The sequence below is a fragment of the Cupriavidus sp. GW821-FHT02F09 genome, from assembly GCF_059421605.1.
Genome location: NZ_JBWKVH010000044.1, coordinates 39899 through 58110, shown reverse-complemented (window position 1 = coordinate 58110; position 18212 = coordinate 39899). Strand labels below are relative to the sequence as shown.

The window sequence follows — 18212 nt, the reverse complement described above, 5'->3', positions numbered from 1 at the left end:
TGCTGGCTGGTGCCTGGCTAAATTCGCGTAACCGAAGCGCAGACGGGCAAGCACTGGCGATGGATGACAGCCCGTGATCGTAAGCAAGATCAGCGACTAGGCTGCTGCTCCTTTGTCTGCGAGCACACGCGCTACGGCAGCCTGTTTCTGGCCGGCGACGTGGCCCACATCGCGGCGCCTACCGGTGCCGAGGTGGCTTCGGACGCGGCCGGCCAGTCGGATCGAAGAACTCCTGCCGCATTGCTGGACGTCGACCGTGGCGAACCCTGAACGCTGTACGGTCAAGATGGGAACACCGGGCGTACATGGACGCCCCCGGGGCTTGCCAAGCTTCCAGAAGGGGTGTTGGCGGCTTGCTGTTTACTTCACCGTATCACGGCGTTCGCACCGTCAAGGGCGGCGCGCGCCTTGCGCGCTGGCATCCTGGCGGCCATCGTTGTCCCCTGAAGGCTTGCGCTGCGCCGTGACCTGAAGATGGCGGCCCGTTCCGCCCGGCAGCGGGAATTCGGCGAGTCGCCAAGTGAGTTGTCGCACTGGCTTGCCCGAGTGCCCTGCGCGAGTTGCTGCGTGATTAGATCCACGTCACAGTCAACGGGTCGTCGGTTGCGATGAGCACGTTGCTATATGGGCAAAGCGCAATTGTTCCGCTTCTGTGCGAGTTGCCTCTCGCAAGCAACTCTAAAAGCAAAAATTGCAATTAATCGCCAAACTTACCCATCAACATTTATGCTGCCAGCAGGCGGGGGCGCTGCACGAAACTGCTGGTTCCGCACGGAACGGCTGCGGCCAGCCGGAAGGAGAGAGATCGTTGCGGATTCAACCGGTCAACGCAACAGCTTGATGGAATCGTTCAGCCGGTGTATCGAAGTTTAGTGTTTTGCGTGGGCGTTCGTTGAGTCTTCTGGCACCGGGTCTGGCGTTCGACCAGCGTTGCAATCTGGCTGTTGGCGCTGCCGAACAGCAGATCGCCTTCCCAGTGCCCGGGTATCGCGCGATCCTCTGCCGTGGCAGGGCGTTCACTGATCGATACGGCATCTCGGATGTTCGTCCGGTCGTCGGTCTTCAGTGTATGTTGGCGCGACCTACGCATGGCTCGGGAACGGCGCAGGTGTTCCAGCAGCTCTCTTTTCAGCGCACCGCGGGCCTGGATGTAGAGGCTCCGATAGATGGTCTCGTGCGACACCTGATAGTCCTTGTTGACCGCATACACGTGCTTGAGCCAACCCGCAATCTGCCCTGGCGACCACTGCAACCAAAGCTTGCTCGCCACCACTTGGGCGAGTGTCCGATTGCTGACGAGCTTACATGCCTTTGGGCGCCGGGCGCGCTCCCAGGCGAGTTGGTCGGCCTGGTTCGCCAGATAGTCCTGTCTGCCACCATTTCGCTGGAGCTCGCGGCTGATAGTGGAAGGCGCACGGCCTAACCGCGCCGCTACGGAGCGGATCGACCGGGCGGCGACGACTGCGCGCGAAATCTCTTCTCGTTCGGAAAGCGTCAAGGCAAGCCTGGAGCGGTGTCGTTGCGCTGGCTGTATCCCGCCAGTCCTCGCGAGAACCCCTTGTATCGATGAGTGGTAGCGATCGAACAGCCTGGCAATCTGCGCAAGCGTGTCACCTTTGCGCCACCGCTCCCACATTAGTACCTTTTGAGTCTCGGTGTAGTAGATCCTGCGCCTCTGTTTCATTTGCAACACCTCCACTGCTCACGCAGCGTCTAGTGTTGCATCGACCCGTTGAATCCACGACCGACTCCGGTCGACCGAGGGGAGGGGTGCCAGTTGGCTCTTCCCGACCGGAGCGGACACTGGACGACCTCCTGAGCGGTCGTTCGGATTCCTGGGGCAATTATCGTTAGCGATAGGTAGTTGTCGTCGTGGCATGGCAGTAGATCTGGTAAATTCAGCGTCAGCCAATCCCCACCGACGTGAAGACAGTGACTGCGCCTGACAACCCCCAACTTTTAATTCGCGCCCAAGATGGCCCAATCCCCCACGGCCCAGAGTTGCAGGATCGGCTTCAGCGGTTCACAGTTCCGATCCTTCGGTTCGGCGAGAGTTCGCCGTACCCCGATTATGTCGGGTCCGGGGTTCTATTGAAGATTTGCGATCTTCGTTTTGTCCTAACAGCCGCTCATTGTGTAAGGGGGGATTTCGCTCTGACCGCCCTAGGGATCCGGGATATCCCGCATCGCTTTGAATTCAAGCCAGCCAGTCAAAACTTCGTCATTTCTGCGGCACGAGGTGATTTCGGGTATTTCCAAGTCTCCTCCGAGCAGGGCGGGACAATCGAAGCAGGAAATAGAGTCTTTCTGAATGAGAAGTCGGTCGAGGTGCTATCTGTGGCTGAACATGCAGATTCGCGAGATTTTTACGCTCTCGCTGGCTACCCGAAGGACATGTACCGTCACAAGAATGGCTCAACAGGTTCTTCACTTTTGGTGTACTCGACAACGATGGCTGGTGGGAGGCACGCGCCGGATAGCACGTTAGATCCCGGGGCCGACACACGACGAGAGATTTTTATGTGGATTCCGCAGCAAGAGAATGTGGATACTCTCAAGGACAAGTGCACGCCAGCGGCGCTCGGCGACTTCCACGGGGCAAGCGGCGGTGGTTGGTGGGCGACAAAATTGAATCGACCCGAATGGCGAGCGACCAACGTGAAGCTAATCGGCACCCACGTCGGCTCAAATCCACAGGCGACGGATAGTGATGACGGACTGCGGCACAAATTTTCAAGGGTGTCGTTGATCGGGAATCACCTCGCACTGATTGCTCGCGACCTGCCCGCGTTACGCAGTCACATCTACGCGACCTGGCCAGCGGTAGAGGCATATGGAATCGATCCATAGGACTGTGTCGGTGCACGCTGACGATACACAGGTCGCCGCAACGCGCTGCAATCGCTGGCGCATCGCCAAGATCGAAGAGCCGATCGATGCCACGCAATAGGTGGCTACGGGGCACATGGTCATCAAGGTTGAACGAGTAGAAGAGCCTATCCTGCGATCCAACTTGCTGACCCATCATGGCGAAACCCTCGTCGAACGATGATCTCAAGGATAGATGCTGACGTTCCGTGATGCCGAGTTTTTCAACAGAATCCGAGTCCAACGGTCATTCGCCGCCACCGTCGCTCCGGCAGTTGATCGGTCTGTGCAGACTCAAGCTCCATGGCCATGATCCATGGGCCTGCCTCAACGATATGTTGACCCGCCTGCCTGCACACCTGACAGACGTATCGATGAGTTGCTTCCCCACAACTGGCATCCCGCGCCTTGAGCGCGTCCGCTCTCTCGCAAACGTCGATCGACCGACAAGGTGGCACGGCGGAACGCATGCCTGCATATGTCGAAGTTCATATTTCCATTAAAAGAAAGCGCTCAATCGAACTGGCGAGCGCCACTGGCGTTTCGTCCATCGGATAGTGCCCTGCGTTCGGCATGACCTCGATGGATGCGTCCTTGAACCAGCGAAGCGTGGTGGCTTCCATCCGCTCGAGCGTCAAGGCGGGGTCGTGCTCCCCGACGACGATATGCAGGGGAGTGGACGACTCAGACACGCGCTCGACGAAGTTAGTTTTTGCCCAGGCAACCAGGTAAGCAGCAAATGCCCTCTTGTCGGACAGCTTCATGGAGCGCATGGCCATCCCCGCCACCCAGTGCTTTGGCAAGCGTCCTCCCGTGGAGCTGTCGATGATCGCGCGTCGCGCAGCTTCATCCTCTGCCGCCGCGGAAAACAGCGACCAGATCGCTTCGTCAAACGGCATGCCGCTTGCGGGAACAGGAGTGATGGCGAATAGCCGGCCGACCCGGTGCGGTGCCTCAATCAGCACACACTGGATCGCCATGCCGCCCATTGAGTGGCCCATCAGGTGAAATCGGTCCCATCCGAGCTCGTTGGCCAGCTGCAGCACATCCTGGGCGATTTCATCCATCGTCCATTCGCCCGGAACGTCGATCCGAGCGCCATAACCCCGATAGTCGAGGTAAGCTATCGTGTAGCGGCTGCCATCGAGCAAGTCGGCCAGAGGCTTCCACGCCTGGGCGTTGCCGAACCAGCCGTGCAAACCAATGACATGGTCGGGCCGTGGCCGAGCACGAGGGCATTCAAGGTGGTCTTCAGCATGAGTTTGTCCGCGCAAGAGGATGAGGAGCAGGGTAGGGGCAACACACTGGTACCGCTATTCCTGCTGTCCGCTGGTTTACCGGATTGTCCGGACTTCAAGTCCACGCGAAGGAGAGGACAGAGATGAAAGACACAGCGCGTTCTGTGGCTGTGCAAGGCGCGTTTGGTCGCATTGGCACTCACACGACGCCGAGGGCGCTGGTTGAACATGCACACAACGAATTCAACTTCGTGTTCAAGCTCGGCGGCTCGGACACCGGATTTCGCGTAGGGCGCAAGACGTGTCAGTTGACTGATGCGTCTGCCATCGTCATCAACCCCTGGATGCCCCATGCAAAGCTGGCGAGCGAGGCAGGGCCCACCACGGTGTTCACGGTCCTGCTCCATCCCGCATGGCTGGGCGAACTGCTGAAACTGGGTCCTCTGCCGTTGGTTCGGCTATTCGGCGAACCTTGCGTGGCGCTCACCGCTGATATTCAGAGTATCGTTTTCCGACTGTCGGCATCAATGAATTCCGGTGCGCTGTTTGGCGAAGCCATGCACGAGGGACTCGTGGGTGAACTGGCGATTGCCGTCACTGATACCTATGCCGCATCCGACATGCGCACCAACTTCCATCGACGCGACCAACCGATGGACGCTCGAATCTCGCGGGCAGCGGCGCTGATCAAGGACCGGGCAAAGCAGAACCCCAACCTGAACGATATCGCCGCTCAGGTGGGTCTTTCTCGCTCGCGCTTCTTTGAGCAATTCAAAGCATGCGTCGGTGCGTCGCCGCAGCAATTCATGGATTGGGCTCGCATGGCGGTGGCCACCCGATTGCTCGCCGAGACGAAGGAGAGCGTTGCCGAGGTTTCAGACGAATTGGGTTTCGCTGCGCCCAGCCACTTCGCACGTTTCTTCGCTCAGCACATGGGCGTTCCACCCAGCGAGTTCAAGCGCGGGGTGATCAGCGAGTAGATTCATTTGATGCACGATTGCGCGCATAACCGGTCTTCGCGCCAAACAGCTTTTCGCGCTGGGACCAGTCGTGCGTCTGCTCCCACAAGGCGAGCACGTTAGGTGCCTCGGCCTCGAACTCTTTAAGGCGCTCGGGAGCGCAAGTGTTTGTCGTGAGTTCCAGACGATGGCCGGAAGGGTCAAAGAAGTAGATCGACGTGATGAAGCCATCGTGATCCGTGGGCCCTACCACGTCGAGTCCGAGCGTCTCGAAGCGAGTTTTTGCCGCCATCAGCACGTCGGTGCTCTCGACCTGGAACGCGAAGTGCTGGATCCAGTCTGGCGATGTGCGATCTTTGACGTCCCCCGGGTCGCTGGGGCATTCGAAGAAGGCGATGCAGCTACCGTCCTCCATCTCGAAAAAGATGTGGATATGAGGACTGTAAGCGCCAGTCGATGGCACATGGTCCTCGCCCATTGCATGTGAGAACTTCAAGCCCAGGACTTGGGTGTAGAAATCGACCGTCGCTCGTGCGTCCACGCAGCGGTAGGCAGCATGATGAAGTTTCTTGCAGAGCATCGTTGGTCTCCGGGTGGGGATGGTTAGTGAAGGATCCATTGGCATAGTTGCCGGTGCTGGCGACAACCTGCCCCAAGCGCGCAATTTGTCTCTGGATTCGATCCAGCATCGCCTCGCCATTGGCACTCGAGTAGCCGATGTCCAGGCCCCTTTGGACTCGGGATATGTGCACTGCAGTCTAGAAATGTTCGGCGCGCGGGCGATAACGGCTTTGTCCGGCGAGTTACCCAATCGTCCGGAATTGCACGCCCCGCAATCGGTCGGACGATTTGATCTGTTTCCGGAGCCCACGGTTAGCGCCAATTGGTCGTCGATCTCTATAGTTGCTTCGCCCACACAACGACATAGACGCACCCATGAAACTTGCTACTCTCAACAACGGCACTCCCGACGGCCAGCTAGTCGTGGTCAGCCGGGACATGCGCACAGCTAGCGCGGTGCCAACGATCGCGGCCACAATGCAAGCTGCTCTGGACCGCTGGACTCAGGTCTTGCCTGGTCTGCAGCGCGTATATGAGCGGCTCAATGCGTCGGACTGTCCGGATGCATGGCACTTCGATCCCACCGCCGTCGCTGCGCCGTTGCCGCGCGCATACCAGTTCCTCGACGGCAGCGCCTATCCGTCACATATGGCGACAGTCCGGAAGGCCAGAGGCGCCATCATGCCGGCGGGGTTCGAGACCACGCCGCTTCTCTACCAGGGAAACTCTGACCGCTTCCTGGCCCCAATTGAGCCCATCCTGCATGCGCAGGATGAAGGCTACGGCATTGACTTCGAAGCTGAGGTTGTCGCGGTGACCGGAAACGTTCCCCAAGGAACCCGTTCAGCATCGGCTCGCAGCGCGATCCTGCTGCTGGGGCTGCTCAACGACACGTCCTTGCGCGGGGTGATTCCTGACGAAATCGGCCGAGGCTTCGGCTTCATGCAGGGCAAGCCGGCGCGCACGATGGGGCCTGTGTTCATCACCCCCGATGAGGCAGGCCCGTTGTGGGACGGACGTCTATTATCCGGGCGCTATGTTTGCGAAGTCCGCGGTGAACGCATCGGCGAGCTGGACCCAGGCATCGACGCAATGTTCGGTTACGACGACCTGATTGCGCACGCGGCGCGCACGCGGGATCTGGGGGCCGGCACGGTACTCGGGCTGGGCGCCATCGCCAACCTCGACCGCCGTCGCGGATGCGGCTGCATCGCCGAGCTCCGAGCCTATGAACAGATCGAGCAAGGACAGGCGCGCACACCATTCCTGCGTTTCGGCGATGACGTCTATCTCGAGCTTTTTGCTCCCGAGGGGACAAGCCTGTTCGGTGCCATCCGCCAGCCCGTGGGGCGCTTTGTGTCCGTCTCAGGCTGACCAACATTTGGAGGACGTCATCATGTTTCAGTACTTTCCCGGCAATTACATGTGGTCCTTGGCCGTCAACCGCGCCCTGGTCAGCGGTGGGCACTTGGGAGAAATCCATTGGGCTTGCGAGCCGCTGCGTGAGGCCTCCGGCCCGGACGGACACGGCGATAACGAGGCTTGGCACCATGCCTGGCTCAAGCTCGCTCGGCAGCTCGAAGGCATCGCCAGCGAAGCTGCTAGCGCAGGGCACAAGGTCACTGCACGCGATCACTACATGCGCGCGGCGCTCTATTATCAATGGGCAGAAGCGTTCTTGAAGCCGAATGACCCGCGAGCCAAGTCGACCTTCGCGAAGCACCTGGAAGCGTTTGCACTAGGGGCTGTACGCTTCGCCCCCCAGATCGAGATCATCGAGATTCCGTTCGAAGGCAAAGTGCTGCACGGCTACTTCGTTCCGGCGGCAACCGGTGACGGCCCACGGCCGGCGGTCTTGCTCTCCGACGGTCTGGACGGCACGAAGGAAGAGATGGTGTATGTGGCATTGGCCTTGGCGCAACGCGGCATCTCGACACTGGCCATCGATCATCCTGGGCAGGGTGCAACTCTCCGGCTGTCCGGCCTGAAAGCGCGGCATGACTCGGAGGTGGCGGCAGGGGCGGCAGTGGACTACCTTGTGAGCCGCACTGATGTCGACTCGGAGCGCATCGGTATCGTGGCAGCCAGCATGGGCGGCTACTACGCGCCGCGCGCCGCTGCCTACGAGAAACGCTTCAAGGCCTGCGTCGCCTGGGGCGCCGTGTACGACTACCACAGCGTTTGGCTGCGCCGCTTCCAGGTGCAACCTGGGAAGCCCGTATCGCTTGACGTCAAGGCCGCGCTAGGCACGACGGGCGATCACATTCTGCACATCCTCGGGGTGAACAGTTTCGACGAGGCATTACGCGCACTGGAGTCGTTTCACCTGCGCGAGGCTGCGCAAGACATCCATTGCGACATCTTGATTGTGCATGGGGAAGACGACAGGCAGACTCCCCTGAGCGACGCTCAGAAGTTGTTCGATGCGATCGGCAGTACGAAGAAGACGATGCGTGTATTCACGCGTACCGAAGGCGGAGCGGCTCACGTGCAGCTAGATCGGCCGGAGCCGGCGCTGAGCCTGCTGTGTGACTGGCTGCTTGACCACCTGTGATCTCAAGCTCTCGGGGCTGGAGTCTCGCGCTTCTATTCTACATGTCATCACGGAGACACAAGTATGCAGTTTTCCCGCAGACACCTTGCCGCGGCTGTGGCCGGAGTAGTGTGGCTCCTGAGGGCTAGCGTAGCCTCGGCAGAGCCCTATCCGAGCAGGCCAATACGGATTCTCGTTCCCTATACAGCCGGAGGGGGAGTCGACCTGATCGCGAGAGCAGTGGCCGAGCCGCTTGGCAAGCGCCTGAAGCAACCCGTTATCGTCGAGAACAAACCGGGAGCCAACGGGGTCTTGGCAACTCAAGAGGTTGCAAGATCTGCGGCCGATGGTCATACCCTGGTGATTGGCGTCCCGGCCACCATTGCCATCAACCCAAGCCTTTACAAACTGAACTTCGATCCGATCAAGGATCTGCGCCCCGTGGCTCAATTGGCAATCGCCCGCTTTGTCATCGTCACAGCACCCAGTAGCGGTATCCAGTCGCTGCAACAGTTGATCGCGCAGGCGAAGGCCAATCCAGGCAAGTACAGCTATGCGTCTTATGGCAACGGATCCGCGCCCCATCTGGCAGGGCAGATGTTGACGACGACTGCCGGGGTCGATATCAACCACATCCCGTACAAAGGCTCGACAGCAGCGTTGTTCGACGTGATCAGTGGGCGGGTCAGCTTCATGTTCGATGTGGTGGCGAATGTCCAACAGCATGTGCAGGCGGGAACGCTGAAGGTCATCGCAGCAGCAGGCGAGCAGGCACCACCGCAGTTCCCGAACGTGCCCACGGCCCAGAGCGTGGTGCCCGGCCTGGCGCTGGACGGCTGGGTTGGCGTGTTCGCGCCAGTCGGCACGCCGGCGGTTGTTGTTAATCGGCTGAGCACCGAACTGAATGAGGTGCTTAAAGAGCAGGGCCTAAAGCGCAGACTCACTGACCTGGGCTTCGACGTTGTAGGAAGTACCCCGGAGCAACTGCTCGAAACCATCCGCAAGGACCACGCCACATACACCAAGGCGGTGCAGAGCGCAGGCCTTCGCAATGAATAAAGACAAAGGAGATACCATGATTGTTGTCGATGTCCTCCGCCACGGTGGCCCCGAAGTCCTCAGTGTCCAGGAGCGCCCGGAGCCCAAGCCCGCAGCGGGTGAGGTGCTGATTCGCGTGCAGGCGGCTGGCGTTAACAGGCCGGACGTCATGCAGCGCGCCGGGATCTATCCGATGCCTCCCGACGCACCGAGCGTGCCAGGTCTTGAGGTGGCTGGCACCGTGTCGGCTCTGGGTGACGGCGTGACGCACTGGAAGGTCGGCGATCGAGTCTGCGCCCTGCTCATCGGTGGCGGCTATGCGGAGTACGTTGCTGTTCCGGGAGGTCAGTGCATGCCGATTCCGGGCGGGATTGACATGGTACTGGCGGCAGCATTGCCGGAGGCCGCATTTACCGCTTGGAGCGCACTGATCGAACATGGCCGCCTGAAAGCTGGTGAAAACCTGCTCGTTCATGGGGGAACCAGCGGCGTGGGATCATTGGCCTTGCAGTGGGCCAAGCACCTGGGCGCTAAGATATTCGCAACCGCCGGCAGTGCCGAGAAGTGCAATGTGTGCCGGTCCTTGGGCGCCGACGTCGCGATCAATTACCGCGAGCAAGACTATGAGCGACTGGTCAACGAGCATACCGACGGTCGGGGTGTCGACGTCATTCTGGATATGGTGGGCGCGCCTTACTTCGCGAGGAACCTGGCGGCCATTGCGCGCGACGGTCGTATGGTCTACATTGCCCACCCAATGGGCCGAGAGCTCACGGTGGACATTGGAACCGTAATGATGAAGCGTGCCTACATCACCGGTACCACGCTTCGCCACCGGACGCTTGAGCAGAAGGCCGAGATCGCTCGCGAGATCGAGGCGACACTGTGGCCATTGGTCGCGGATGGGCGCGTGCGACCGCTGGTCAACCGCGTGTTTCCACTGCGTGACGCAGCCGAGGCGCATTTCCATCTGGAAAGTGGCGACAACATTGGCAAGATCGTTCTACAAGTCGACGGCGCGTAGGGTGTTGGCTGCCCATGTCGGCTAGTGTTTCGCCAATCGGCCAGCCGTGTTGACTTGAGGATGCTCACGGGTCTACACGGCTCTGCAAGCTCGACTTCCGACTTGTGGCGCACCATCTCGTCGCGCTTGAGTTCCCCGATACCGTGTTCGGCGCTTTTGAGGCAGCGCCAACCGGTGGCATGCGCTCGACCTGACGCAGCGGATTCTGCGCGTCGCTGCCGACACAGATCATGGCCGCATACGGATGGCTGTTCACACGCTCAAGCGCTGCGTAATAGCAGCGATCGAAGCAGTCCTTTATCATGCCCCGGTGCCCCCGTCTCCGGCGGGATACCTCGTGGCCTGGGCAATTGACGCCGACAGGCCGACAAAATTTGATCCGGTCTGATTGGCGACGCCATCTTGCGCGAGGCTAATGGGGCGACCTCGGCCTATAACGGCATACCGATCCAGGCTGCTGTCTACTGATGGGAAGTCCTGTTCCGAGTTTTATGGATTAGCGTGGTCGGGCGATGCGCCATGTTTGTCCATTTGCACCCACAGCGTGTAGCGCCGACCGCCGTGGCGAGTTGCATCGCTGGCCATCGTCGGCAAACTTGGCGAGAGCCGACGTTCAAACGACTGAGTGATCGTGTGGAGCGACGACGCTCTGTCGCCGATCTGAGCCACTGCCCGGTGCCGCATTTCAAGCAGGCTTCATCGGTCAGAGTACACGCGCCGGGCCTTGTGCCTCTCAATCCGAGAAAAGTTGGGCTATGCAGTGCGCCACTGCGACAGCGGGTCCGGTGTACTCGTCGCACTCGGCAGCAGCCGATGGGCATAGCGTGCAATCGGGAAGTCGAAAGTGCCGCGCAAGTTGATGCCTTCCAGGTGGGTCGGCGCAATCTGGCGCAGATCTTCGGCTCGCATGGCCTCCCCACCGATGGCCTCAATCGCGTCCAGCGCGCGCTACATGTGCAGAGTGTTCTAGGCCAATACGGCATTGGACAGCAAGTTCAGGGCCGACGACACCGCCGCCAGCGACGCATCGTGCCGGGTCAGTTCCAGTGGAATCTGGCCATGGTGGATGGCCCGCTGTACGGTGTGGATGGCCTCGCCGCGGTTCAAGGCGTGCTGCATTTCGTGGCGGAACGCGGGATTGGTGAAATAGTCGATCAGGAAGATCGTGCGAAACAGCCGCCCGAGATGCACGCCGGCCTCATAGACTGGTTGACCTTTCGGCGCTGCGCCGAAGCGCATCAGCGCCTGGACCACCGTGCATTGCCCGCTTTGCACCGATGCCGCGATCCGGACCAGCTCGTCCCAGGCACCTTCGATCAAGGCCAGCCGGACATCCGCGTCCGCCACCGCATCCAATTCGGCCGGGACGTCATGATCCCGGGACACATGCAGGCGGCGGTCGCGCAGGTGAGCAAGCCGCGGGCAAAGATCGAACCCGAGCAGCCGGGACAGGCTCATGGCGAAATCGGTGTAGCCATGGGTATCGACCGCCAGTTGCGCCACGTCTTCCGACCCACTCTGGCGGATGACGCCCTCGATCGCTGCGCCAGCCTGCCGCTCGTTCAGCAGGATCGGCTGGTCGTAGAAGCTGCCCCAGCGATCGCGAACATGGGTATACATGCCGATCGACGCGGTGCGTCGACGTGGATCGGCCCGTGCCTGCCAGACCGTGCGCGTGGTCTCCAACGACATCATGTCCGACGACGCCAGATCGGCACGTCCCCAATGCTGAGCGATCGGGTGCTTGTGCATGAAGACCAGGACAGCATCGGCGGCCTGGTGCAGTTTGCGCTCGTCTGCGATGCGATGCATCATCTGCCGGATCGGGCTGGACGACAACTCCGGCACCATGCGCGCGAGGTCTGCCGCCGACATCGACGTGCCGTGCGCCAGCACTGCGCGAATGTGGTTCCCGGCCCAGCAGGAGCCAGCAGAAGTGCGTGCTGCCGTCAATCTCCAGCAGGATTTCCGGCAATTGCCCACCGGGGTGCCGCTCGAACAGCGCGCGTCGCAGCGCCTCCGCGGACGCTTCCGGTTTCATTGCCGTGAGCGGATCGATATGGATCGCGCTATCGATTTTCAGTTCGCCACGCTGAGCCTGGCCAGTCCCGCATCCAAATATGCCACCACGGGCTCGAGGAATGCTTTGGCGTCCTGCGGCAGCTTGAGGTGGCCGTAGAAGTGATTACGTCGGGCTTGCCAAGCCTCGTTGGAAATCAGTAGCGCCGCCCGGCTACGGTGTCCTCGACGGACGGAAAGCGCTGTTGCAAGCTATCAGAACTGATCATTGCCATTTTTCGCCTCTACTCATAAGAACATTTCATACTGAACGGCGAATTTGCACTTGATCAGAGCCTCCGAAGCACTCCGTTGTGCAAACGCGCCCCCATGATCGCAATGAGCAGGATTCGAGTTCAGCTATCGGGGGGGGGCGAGGTTGGCGTTTACGGGCTTTCACCGCGGCTCTTCTGGCTGGCTGCGAACATCGGGCGAGTATATATGGTGTGAGTCGCAGCGGCAGATCCGGCTGCGGGCGCTGCGCGGCAATATAACCGGAGTTCGCCCACCAGCAAGCTCAAAAGGCGTCACGTGGTTCCGCAAGATCCCTTCCGGCCGTCTCCGGAGTGACGAATGTCGCGATGACACCGATCGCTGTCGCAACCATGAGGTATGCAGCGATCGGGATCCAGGAGTTGCTGAACAGCGCAAGCAGGGCGGAAGCAACCATTGGCGCAGTACCGCCAGAGAGGAGAGATCCGACCTCCTTCGACACGGCCAGGCCGGTGTAGCGGTAGCGCGAACCGAAAAGCTCGGGCATGTATGCCCCCTGGATGGAGTAGAGTCCGAGCACGCCGACGGAGATTCCGACGATCAACGCGAGCATCATCAACGTGGGTTCACGCGTGTTCAGCAGGAGCATCGCTGGAATGGTCCAGAGGAACTGGAAGATCGCAATCACCCGGTAGACGATCCGCCGTCCATACCTATCAGAAAGCCATCCCGCGAGCGGAACCGTCGCAAAGCCAATGATTGATGCGATGAAGACCGCTCGAGTGCCGATCACACGATTCATCATCATCACTGTTGCTATATAGCCCAACAAGAAGCTCTGGTAGATTGAGGACGGGGCGTTTTCAGCAATGCGCAGCCCCATGGAGGCGAAGAACGGCTTCTTGCCGTAGCGCCAAGCGTCGCCCAGCGGTGTGCGCTCCTCGACTGAAGTCTCTTCCGCAATGGCCTCGAACACGGGCGTCTCGTTCAAGTAGCGACGGATGAACAGGGCGAACACCGCGACAAAGATGCTCAGCAGGAACGGAATTCGCCAGCCCCAGTCCATCAGCCAGTTCGCGGATCCGCTCGCGAGGAGCATCCAAACGCCGGACGCGACAAGGGTCCCGGTGTTTGTGCCGATCGCCACAAAGGAGGCTACCAGCCCCCGTCTGTGCGGCGGGGCGTATTCTGTCAGGAGCACCGAGGCTCCCGCCAATTCCGCTCCAGCGCCGAAGCCTTGAACGAGTCGGAGCGCGATCAGCAGGACAGGTGCGAGGACGCCGACCTGCTGGTAGGTCGGCAGAAGGCCAATCCCGAACGTCGACAGGCCCATCAGGGCGACAGTCACAACAAGGACGAACTTGCGTCCTCGCTTGTCGCCCAGGCGTCCGAAGAAGACTGCGCCGAGCGGGCGGGCGAGGAAGCCCACCGCGTACGTGGCGAAACTGAACAACAGGCCCAGCGCCGGGTCCACGTTTGGGAAGAACAGGGAAGGCAGGACAAGCGCCGCAGCTAGTCCGTACAGCTGAAAGTCGAAGTACTCCAGGGAGGTTCCGGCCCAGCCGGACACGATCGCCCTTGCGAGCTCCCTTGGCTTGGCAGTGTAGCGGGGAGTCTCCGCGCTTGTTGTCGTCTCACTCATTGTTGTCGTTGAATTTGACATTCTCGTCCTTCTCGATTAGTTCAATAACTGACGTTATTGAATAAATCCGGCCGCTGCGCGACAAGCTGACGTTTGCACGCGATGGTCGGGGTGGTACTGCTATGCGAGTCTGTCCAGCAACTCACATAGGCTGTTGATCCGCTCAACGCGTGGGCGAAGATGGATCGGAATATCTTCCGAAGCACAGAGTGCAAATACCGTCATGCCTGCAGCCAAACCAGCCTCCATTCCCGGCAGGCTGTCTTCGACAACGGCACATTGCTCGGGATCGAAGCCCATCGACTCGGCGGCATGCAAGAAGAGCCCTGGCGCTGGCTTCCAGTGGCCGATGTCGTATGCGCTGAAAATCGGCCCCTTTATCAAAGGTAAAAGGCCACAAATATCCAATGTGAGCTCGATCTTTGCGCGCGGGCCATTCGAAGCAATGCAATACGGCAGTTTGAGATCGGCCATCACAGCCTGTGCGCCGGGGATGATTTCGAGCCGCTCGCGGAAGTACCGAGACATCCTCTTTCTCACTTGCGACACGAAGTCCTCGGGCAGGTTGTGCCCAAGACGCTGCTCGATCTCCTGGACGCAGACGGCCATGCTGATTCCCTTGAACTGCGCCTCGGCTTCCGATGCATCCATAGCGAGCCCATGTACTGCTGCCTCATCGAGAAGCGCTGCGAGTCCAAGCGGTTCGCTATCAACTAGCGTTCCGTCGCAGTCGAATATCACCGCTTTGATGCGTGCGTGCAGGCGAACTTCGTCGGGTGTACAGGCTGATGCGTTCATGCTCGTACTCAGACAGGCTGGGGATTCGTGGAAAGGTCGTAGAGAACAGCGGCACTCTTCGGCTCGCCTTCAATGACCAAATCGTGGCCAGTCATACCGGGAGCATCGTCCCTCGAGAGGAACACCCTACCGTCTGCTGCCTCGGCAGAACGACCATATGGAGTCATGGAGGTGGCGTTCACCATCCCGTCGCGGGTCAGCTTGTGATGAAGCTTCTCCATCTGGGAAGTTTCGATTGAGCTGGGCGACGCCGCGTTGACAGTAATGCCGAACGGGGCAAAATCGATCGCGCACGACTTTGCCCATGCGAGTGCACCGCCTTTCGGGGACGAGGAAATAGCGCGGTCGCCCCCCAACTCCGCCGAGTTCGATGCTTTCATCACCGACAAGCAAGCGCGCTGGAAGCTAGTGATCGCGCGTGCCCAGATCAGGCCAGAAGTCCTGAAATGAGATCGTGCCACGTCCGACTCAGGCCACCATGGATGGCCAAGACGCCAGAGTGGCCGCGTACCTTGCCGTCGCAAACCAGGTTGTCGACGCTGGCCGAATGACAGCAGCCGAACGGGAGCCAGCCATAGAGGCGTGGAGTGCAACACGATGAAAATCACAGCCACGGGCAGTGGAAACACGGCCGCTCGGCCCACTGTGGATTGCATGGAGGAAACCCCTTACGGGATGATTCTGGACAAAATGAAATATACGTTCTAATATCGTAGCAATCAAGAATGACTGTTTCGGTATTTACCCTATCCCTATCTATGGGCACCGCCATCACCTACGACGAACCGAAGGGCGCGATTACCCGCGCCTACCCGGACCTGTCCAAGAAACTGCAGCGCATCGCTCGATTCGCACTGGAGGTTCCACACGGAAGCGCGCTGGGCACCGTGGCAGCCGTGGCCGAGGCCACCGAGGTGCAGCCCTCGGCGGCGATCCGCTTCGCCAACGCGCAGGGTTTCAACGGGTTTTCCGAAATGCAGCAGATATTCCGCGACCATCTGGTCGAGCGCTCGGCCATCTACTTCGAGCGCTTCGGGCTGTTTCAGGGCGAACGGCACACTGGCCAGCGTGCACCGGCCGGCGTGTTGCACCAAGTGGTGGACGACGCGGTAGGCGATCTTGAAGATCTGGAAGAGCACATTTACGAGGCCGACCTCAAGGCTGCCGTCAAGCTCATTGCTAGCGCTAAACACATCCGTGTACGGGCACCGGCATTGGCTATGAGCACCGGTCATCATTTGGTAGAAAAAAAGCCGTCAAATCCCTGAGCCGCAAAGGAGGCCAATGACCATGAAAAACCGTGATTTCGATCTCATCTGTGTGGGCCGTGCCGCCGTCGACCTGTACGGCGAGCAGATTGGCGGCCGACTGGAGGACATGCAGACCTTCAGCAAGTACTTGGGCGGTTCGCCGGCCAACACCGCCGTGGGTTCGGCCCGTCTGGGTTTGACGTCTGCCATGCTCACCCGCGTGGGCGACGAACACAACGGCCGTTTCGTGCGCGAGACGATGGCGAGCGAAGGCGTGGACGTGAGCCACGTGGTCACTGACCCCGAGCGCTTGACCGCGCTGGTGTTCCTCGGCATCCAGGACAAGGAGACGTTTCCGCTGGTGTTCTACCGCGAGAACTGCGCAGACATGGCGATCGCTGAGGACGACTTCGATGCCGACTTCATCGCCAGTGCCACCGGCCTGCTGATTTCCGGCACGCATCTGTCGCAGCCGCAAAGCTACAAAACCTGCCGTAAAGCCGTTGCGGATGCCAAGGCGTGCGGCACGCGCGTGATCCTCGATATCGACTACCGCCCCGTGCTGTGGGGCCTGACCAGCCCGGGTATGGGCGAACAACGTTTCGTGCCGTCTGAGGAGGTCAGCACCCACATTCAGACCGTCATTCCTGAATGCGACTTGGTGGTGGGCACCGAAGAGGAAATCCACATCGCCGGCGGCAGCGCCGACACGCTCAAGGCGCTGCGCCGCCTGCGCGAGCTCACGCGGGCTACGCTGGTGGTGAAGCGCGGTCCCATGGGCTGCGTGGTGTTCGAAGGGCCCATTCCTTCCACCTTGGAGCAAGGCGTGAAGGGTCCGGGCTTCCCGGTCGAGGTGTACAACGTGCTTGGTGCGGGCGATGCCTTCATGTCGGGGTTTCTGCGCGGCTGGCTGCGTGACGAGCCGCTGGAACGCTGCTGCGCCTATGCCAACGCCTGCGGTGCCATCGTAGTGTCGCGCCACGGCTGCGCGCCGGCCATGGCTAGTTGGGAAGAGCTGCAGAGCTTCTTGCAGCACGGCTCGCCCACGCGGCGTCTGCGAGAGGATGAAAGACTCGAGCACCTGCACCGTGCCACCACGCGCACGCGCCGATGGGACGAACTTGCCATCCTGGCCTTTGACCACCGGGCGCAGTTCGAAGACATCGCCGCGAACCACGGTGCTGATCTTGACCGCGTGGCGCACTTCAAGTGCCTGATTGCCGAAGGCGCGCACCAGGGCGCGGGAGAACGCGCAGGTGCGGGGGTCATCCTGGATGGCCGCTTTGGCGAGGATGTCTTGCCCACAGTCACAGGCAAGGGCTGGTGGGTCGGACGGCCGGTGGAACTTCCGGGGGCGCGCCCGCTGGCCTTCGAGGCCGGCAACCGCTTGGCACTGGAGATGCGTTCCTGGCCCGGTGAGCACGTGGCCAAATGCCTGGTGAGCTACCATCCGCATGACGCCGAGCCCATGCGTGAGGCGCAACTCGCCAAATTGGCCGAGCTGCAAGCCGCCAGCGTGGGCACGTCCCATGAATTCCTGATCGAGGTGATTCCGCCCCGGGACTTACCTAGCGACGAAGGCACTCTGGCCGAGGCGCTGGGGCAGATCTATGCAGCCGGTATCCGGCCTGATTGGTGGAAGCTACCGCCCGGCGAATCGGGCATCGAGTGGGAGAACATCGCGCGCGTGATCGAACGCCATGATCCGCACTGCCGCGGTGTATTGGTGCTGGGCCTGGAAGCCAGCGAGGAAGCCTTGGGGCAAAGCTTTCGCATTGCCGCGCCGCATAGCGTGTGCCGCGGTTTTGCCGTGGGGCGCTCTATCTTTGCGGAAGCGGCCACGAACTGGTTCTCGGGCCGTATGGACGACGCCCAGGTAATCAGCGACGTCGCGCAGCGCTACTCGCGCCTCATCACCTTGTGGGACGACGCACGGGCAGGCGCGGCGGAAGCGGTGGCCTCCAGTAGTTAAACGCCAAAGTCCGGCGTTGCCGACACGCAGAGCGACCTGCGCTGCTACAGCGGTGGGC

The 18212-nt window shown here is 60.8% G+C and carries 14 protein-coding genes and 2 pseudogenes; 9 read left to right on the top strand and 7 right to left on the bottom strand.

Annotated features, from left to right (window positions below; translation table 11 throughout):
* Nucleotides 1-63 precede the first annotated feature (63 nt).
* Nucleotides 64-270, top strand: coding sequence for an FAD-dependent monooxygenase (locus AC07XB_RS32255; RefSeq protein WP_492831229.1), 207 nt, complete (start codon nucleotides 64-66; stop codon nucleotides 268-270).
* Nucleotides 271-907: 637 nt separating this feature from the next.
* Here AC07XB_RS32255 and AC07XB_RS32250 read toward each other — a convergent pair.
* A pseudogene (locus AC07XB_RS32250) lies at nucleotides 908-1684 on the bottom strand (IS30 family transposase); the annotation flags it as partial.
* 248 nt (nucleotides 1685-1932) lie between these two features.
* Between AC07XB_RS32250 and AC07XB_RS32245 the strand changes: the two are divergent.
* Entirely contained in the window at nucleotides 1933-2850 is a 918-nt protein-coding gene (locus AC07XB_RS32245) for a hypothetical protein (protein WP_492831294.1), read from the top strand.
* A gap of 506 nt (nucleotides 2851-3356) precedes the next feature.
* Here the strand turns inward: AC07XB_RS32245 and AC07XB_RS32240 are convergent.
* Nucleotides 3357-4067 carry an alpha/beta fold hydrolase gene (locus AC07XB_RS32240; RefSeq protein ID WP_492831230.1) on the bottom strand — a complete coding sequence of 237 codons (711 nt, stop codon included), beginning with the start codon at nucleotides 4065-4067 and terminating at the stop codon, nucleotides 3357-3359.
* Between the two features lie 182 nt (nucleotides 4068-4249).
* Between AC07XB_RS32240 and AC07XB_RS32235 the strand changes: the two genes are divergently transcribed.
* Nucleotides 4250-5086 carry an AraC family transcriptional regulator gene (locus tag AC07XB_RS32235; protein WP_492831231.1) on the top strand — a complete coding sequence of 279 codons (837 nt, stop codon included), beginning with the start codon at nucleotides 4250-4252 and terminating at the stop codon, nucleotides 5084-5086.
* Here the strand turns inward: AC07XB_RS32235 and AC07XB_RS32230 are convergent.
* Nucleotides 5076-5645 carry a VOC family protein gene (locus AC07XB_RS32230; protein WP_492831232.1) on the bottom strand — a complete coding sequence of 190 codons (570 nt, stop codon included), beginning with the start codon at nucleotides 5643-5645 and terminating at the stop codon, nucleotides 5076-5078. The genes AC07XB_RS32235 and AC07XB_RS32230 overlap by 11 nt on opposite strands.
* 356 nt (nucleotides 5646-6001) lie before the next feature.
* On the opposite strand from AC07XB_RS32230, the gene AC07XB_RS32225 reads away from it, so the two are divergent.
* The 4 genes from AC07XB_RS32225 to AC07XB_RS32210 all read left to right on the top strand — a co-directional run bounded on the left by AC07XB_RS32225 (nucleotide 6002) and on the right by AC07XB_RS32210 (nucleotide 10221).
* Nucleotides 6002-7000, top strand: a complete 999-nt coding sequence (locus AC07XB_RS32225) for a fumarylacetoacetate hydrolase family protein (RefSeq protein ID WP_492831233.1) — start codon at nucleotides 6002-6004, stop codon at nucleotides 6998-7000.
* Nucleotides 7001-7022: 22 nt separating this feature from the next.
* Nucleotides 7023-8180, top strand: a complete 1158-nt coding sequence (locus AC07XB_RS32220) for an alpha/beta hydrolase family protein (protein WP_492831234.1) — start codon at nucleotides 7023-7025, stop codon at nucleotides 8178-8180.
* 219 nt (nucleotides 8181-8399) lie between these two features.
* Complete coding sequence (locus AC07XB_RS32215) at nucleotides 8400-9218, top strand: Bug family tripartite tricarboxylate transporter substrate binding protein (RefSeq protein ID WP_492831235.1); 819 nt, start codon at nucleotides 8400-8402, stop codon at nucleotides 9216-9218.
* A 16-nt stretch (nucleotides 9219-9234) separates the two neighbouring features.
* Entirely contained in the window at nucleotides 9235-10221 is a 987-nt protein-coding gene (locus tag AC07XB_RS32210; protein ID WP_492831236.1) for an NAD(P)H-quinone oxidoreductase, read from the top strand.
* Nucleotides 10222-10974: 753 nt separating this feature from the next.
* Here AC07XB_RS32210 and AC07XB_RS32205 read toward each other — a convergent pair.
* From AC07XB_RS32205 to AC07XB_RS32190, 4 genes and pseudogenes are all read right to left on the bottom strand, one after another.
* Nucleotides 10975-12459: pseudogene (locus tag AC07XB_RS32205) on the bottom strand (Tn3 family transposase); the annotation flags it as partial.
* A gap of 337 nt (nucleotides 12460-12796) precedes the next feature.
* Nucleotides 12797-14134: an MFS transporter gene (locus AC07XB_RS32200; RefSeq protein ID WP_492831237.1), complete on the bottom strand. Its 1338-nt coding sequence runs from the start codon at nucleotides 14132-14134 to the stop codon at nucleotides 12797-12799.
* A 120-nt stretch (nucleotides 14135-14254) separates the two neighbouring features.
* Nucleotides 14255-14932 carry an HAD family hydrolase gene (locus tag AC07XB_RS32195; protein WP_492831238.1) on the bottom strand — a complete coding sequence of 226 codons (678 nt, stop codon included), beginning with the start codon at nucleotides 14930-14932 and terminating at the stop codon, nucleotides 14255-14257.
* A gap of 8 nt (nucleotides 14933-14940) precedes the next feature.
* Nucleotides 14941-15312, bottom strand: a complete 372-nt coding sequence (locus AC07XB_RS32190) for an SDR family oxidoreductase (RefSeq protein WP_492831239.1) — start codon at nucleotides 15310-15312, stop codon at nucleotides 14941-14943.
* A gap of 345 nt (nucleotides 15313-15657) precedes the next feature.
* On the opposite strand from AC07XB_RS32190, the gene AC07XB_RS32185 reads away from it, so the two are divergent.
* Together AC07XB_RS32185 and AC07XB_RS32180 are read left to right on the top strand one after the other, a co-directional pair.
* Complete coding sequence (locus AC07XB_RS32185; RefSeq protein ID WP_492831240.1) at nucleotides 15658-16200, top strand: MurR/RpiR family transcriptional regulator; 543 nt, start codon at nucleotides 15658-15660, stop codon at nucleotides 16198-16200.
* A 22-nt stretch (nucleotides 16201-16222) separates the two neighbouring features.
* Entirely contained in the window at nucleotides 16223-18154 is a 1932-nt protein-coding gene (locus tag AC07XB_RS32180) for a bifunctional 5-dehydro-2-deoxygluconokinase/5-dehydro-2-deoxyphosphogluconate aldolase (RefSeq protein WP_492831241.1), read from the top strand.
* Nucleotides 18155-18212 lie beyond the last annotated feature (58 nt).

Coding starts and splice junctions, on each gene's coding strand:
- AC07XB_RS32255 (WP_492831229.1), top strand. CDS start 64: ATGACAGCCCGTGATCGTAAGCAAGATCAGCGACTAGGCTGCTGCTCC.
- AC07XB_RS32185 (WP_492831240.1), top strand. CDS start 15,658: ATGACTGTTTCGGTATTTACCCTATCCCTATCTATGGGCACCGCCATC.
- AC07XB_RS32235 (WP_492831231.1), top strand. CDS start 4,250: ATGAAAGACACAGCGCGTTCTGTGGCTGTGCAAGGCGCGTTTGGTCGC.
- AC07XB_RS32190 (WP_492831239.1), bottom strand. CDS start 15,312: ATGAAAGCATCGAACTCGGCGGAGTTGGGGGGCGACCGCGCTATTTCC.
- AC07XB_RS32195 (WP_492831238.1), bottom strand. CDS start 14,932: ATGAACGCATCAGCCTGTACACCCGACGAAGTTCGCCTGCACGCACGC.
- AC07XB_RS32210 (WP_492831236.1), top strand. CDS start 9,235: ATGATTGTTGTCGATGTCCTCCGCCACGGTGGCCCCGAAGTCCTCAGT.
- AC07XB_RS32230 (WP_492831232.1), bottom strand. CDS start 5,645: ATGCTCTGCAAGAAACTTCATCATGCTGCCTACCGCTGCGTGGACGCA.
- AC07XB_RS32180 (WP_492831241.1), top strand. CDS start 16,223: ATGAAAAACCGTGATTTCGATCTCATCTGTGTGGGCCGTGCCGCCGTC.
- AC07XB_RS32220 (WP_492831234.1), top strand. CDS start 7,023: ATGTTTCAGTACTTTCCCGGCAATTACATGTGGTCCTTGGCCGTCAAC.
- AC07XB_RS32200 (WP_492831237.1), bottom strand. CDS start 14,134: ATGAGTGAGACGACAACAAGCGCGGAGACTCCCCGCTACACTGCCAAG.
- AC07XB_RS32225 (WP_492831233.1), top strand. CDS start 6,002: ATGAAACTTGCTACTCTCAACAACGGCACTCCCGACGGCCAGCTAGTC.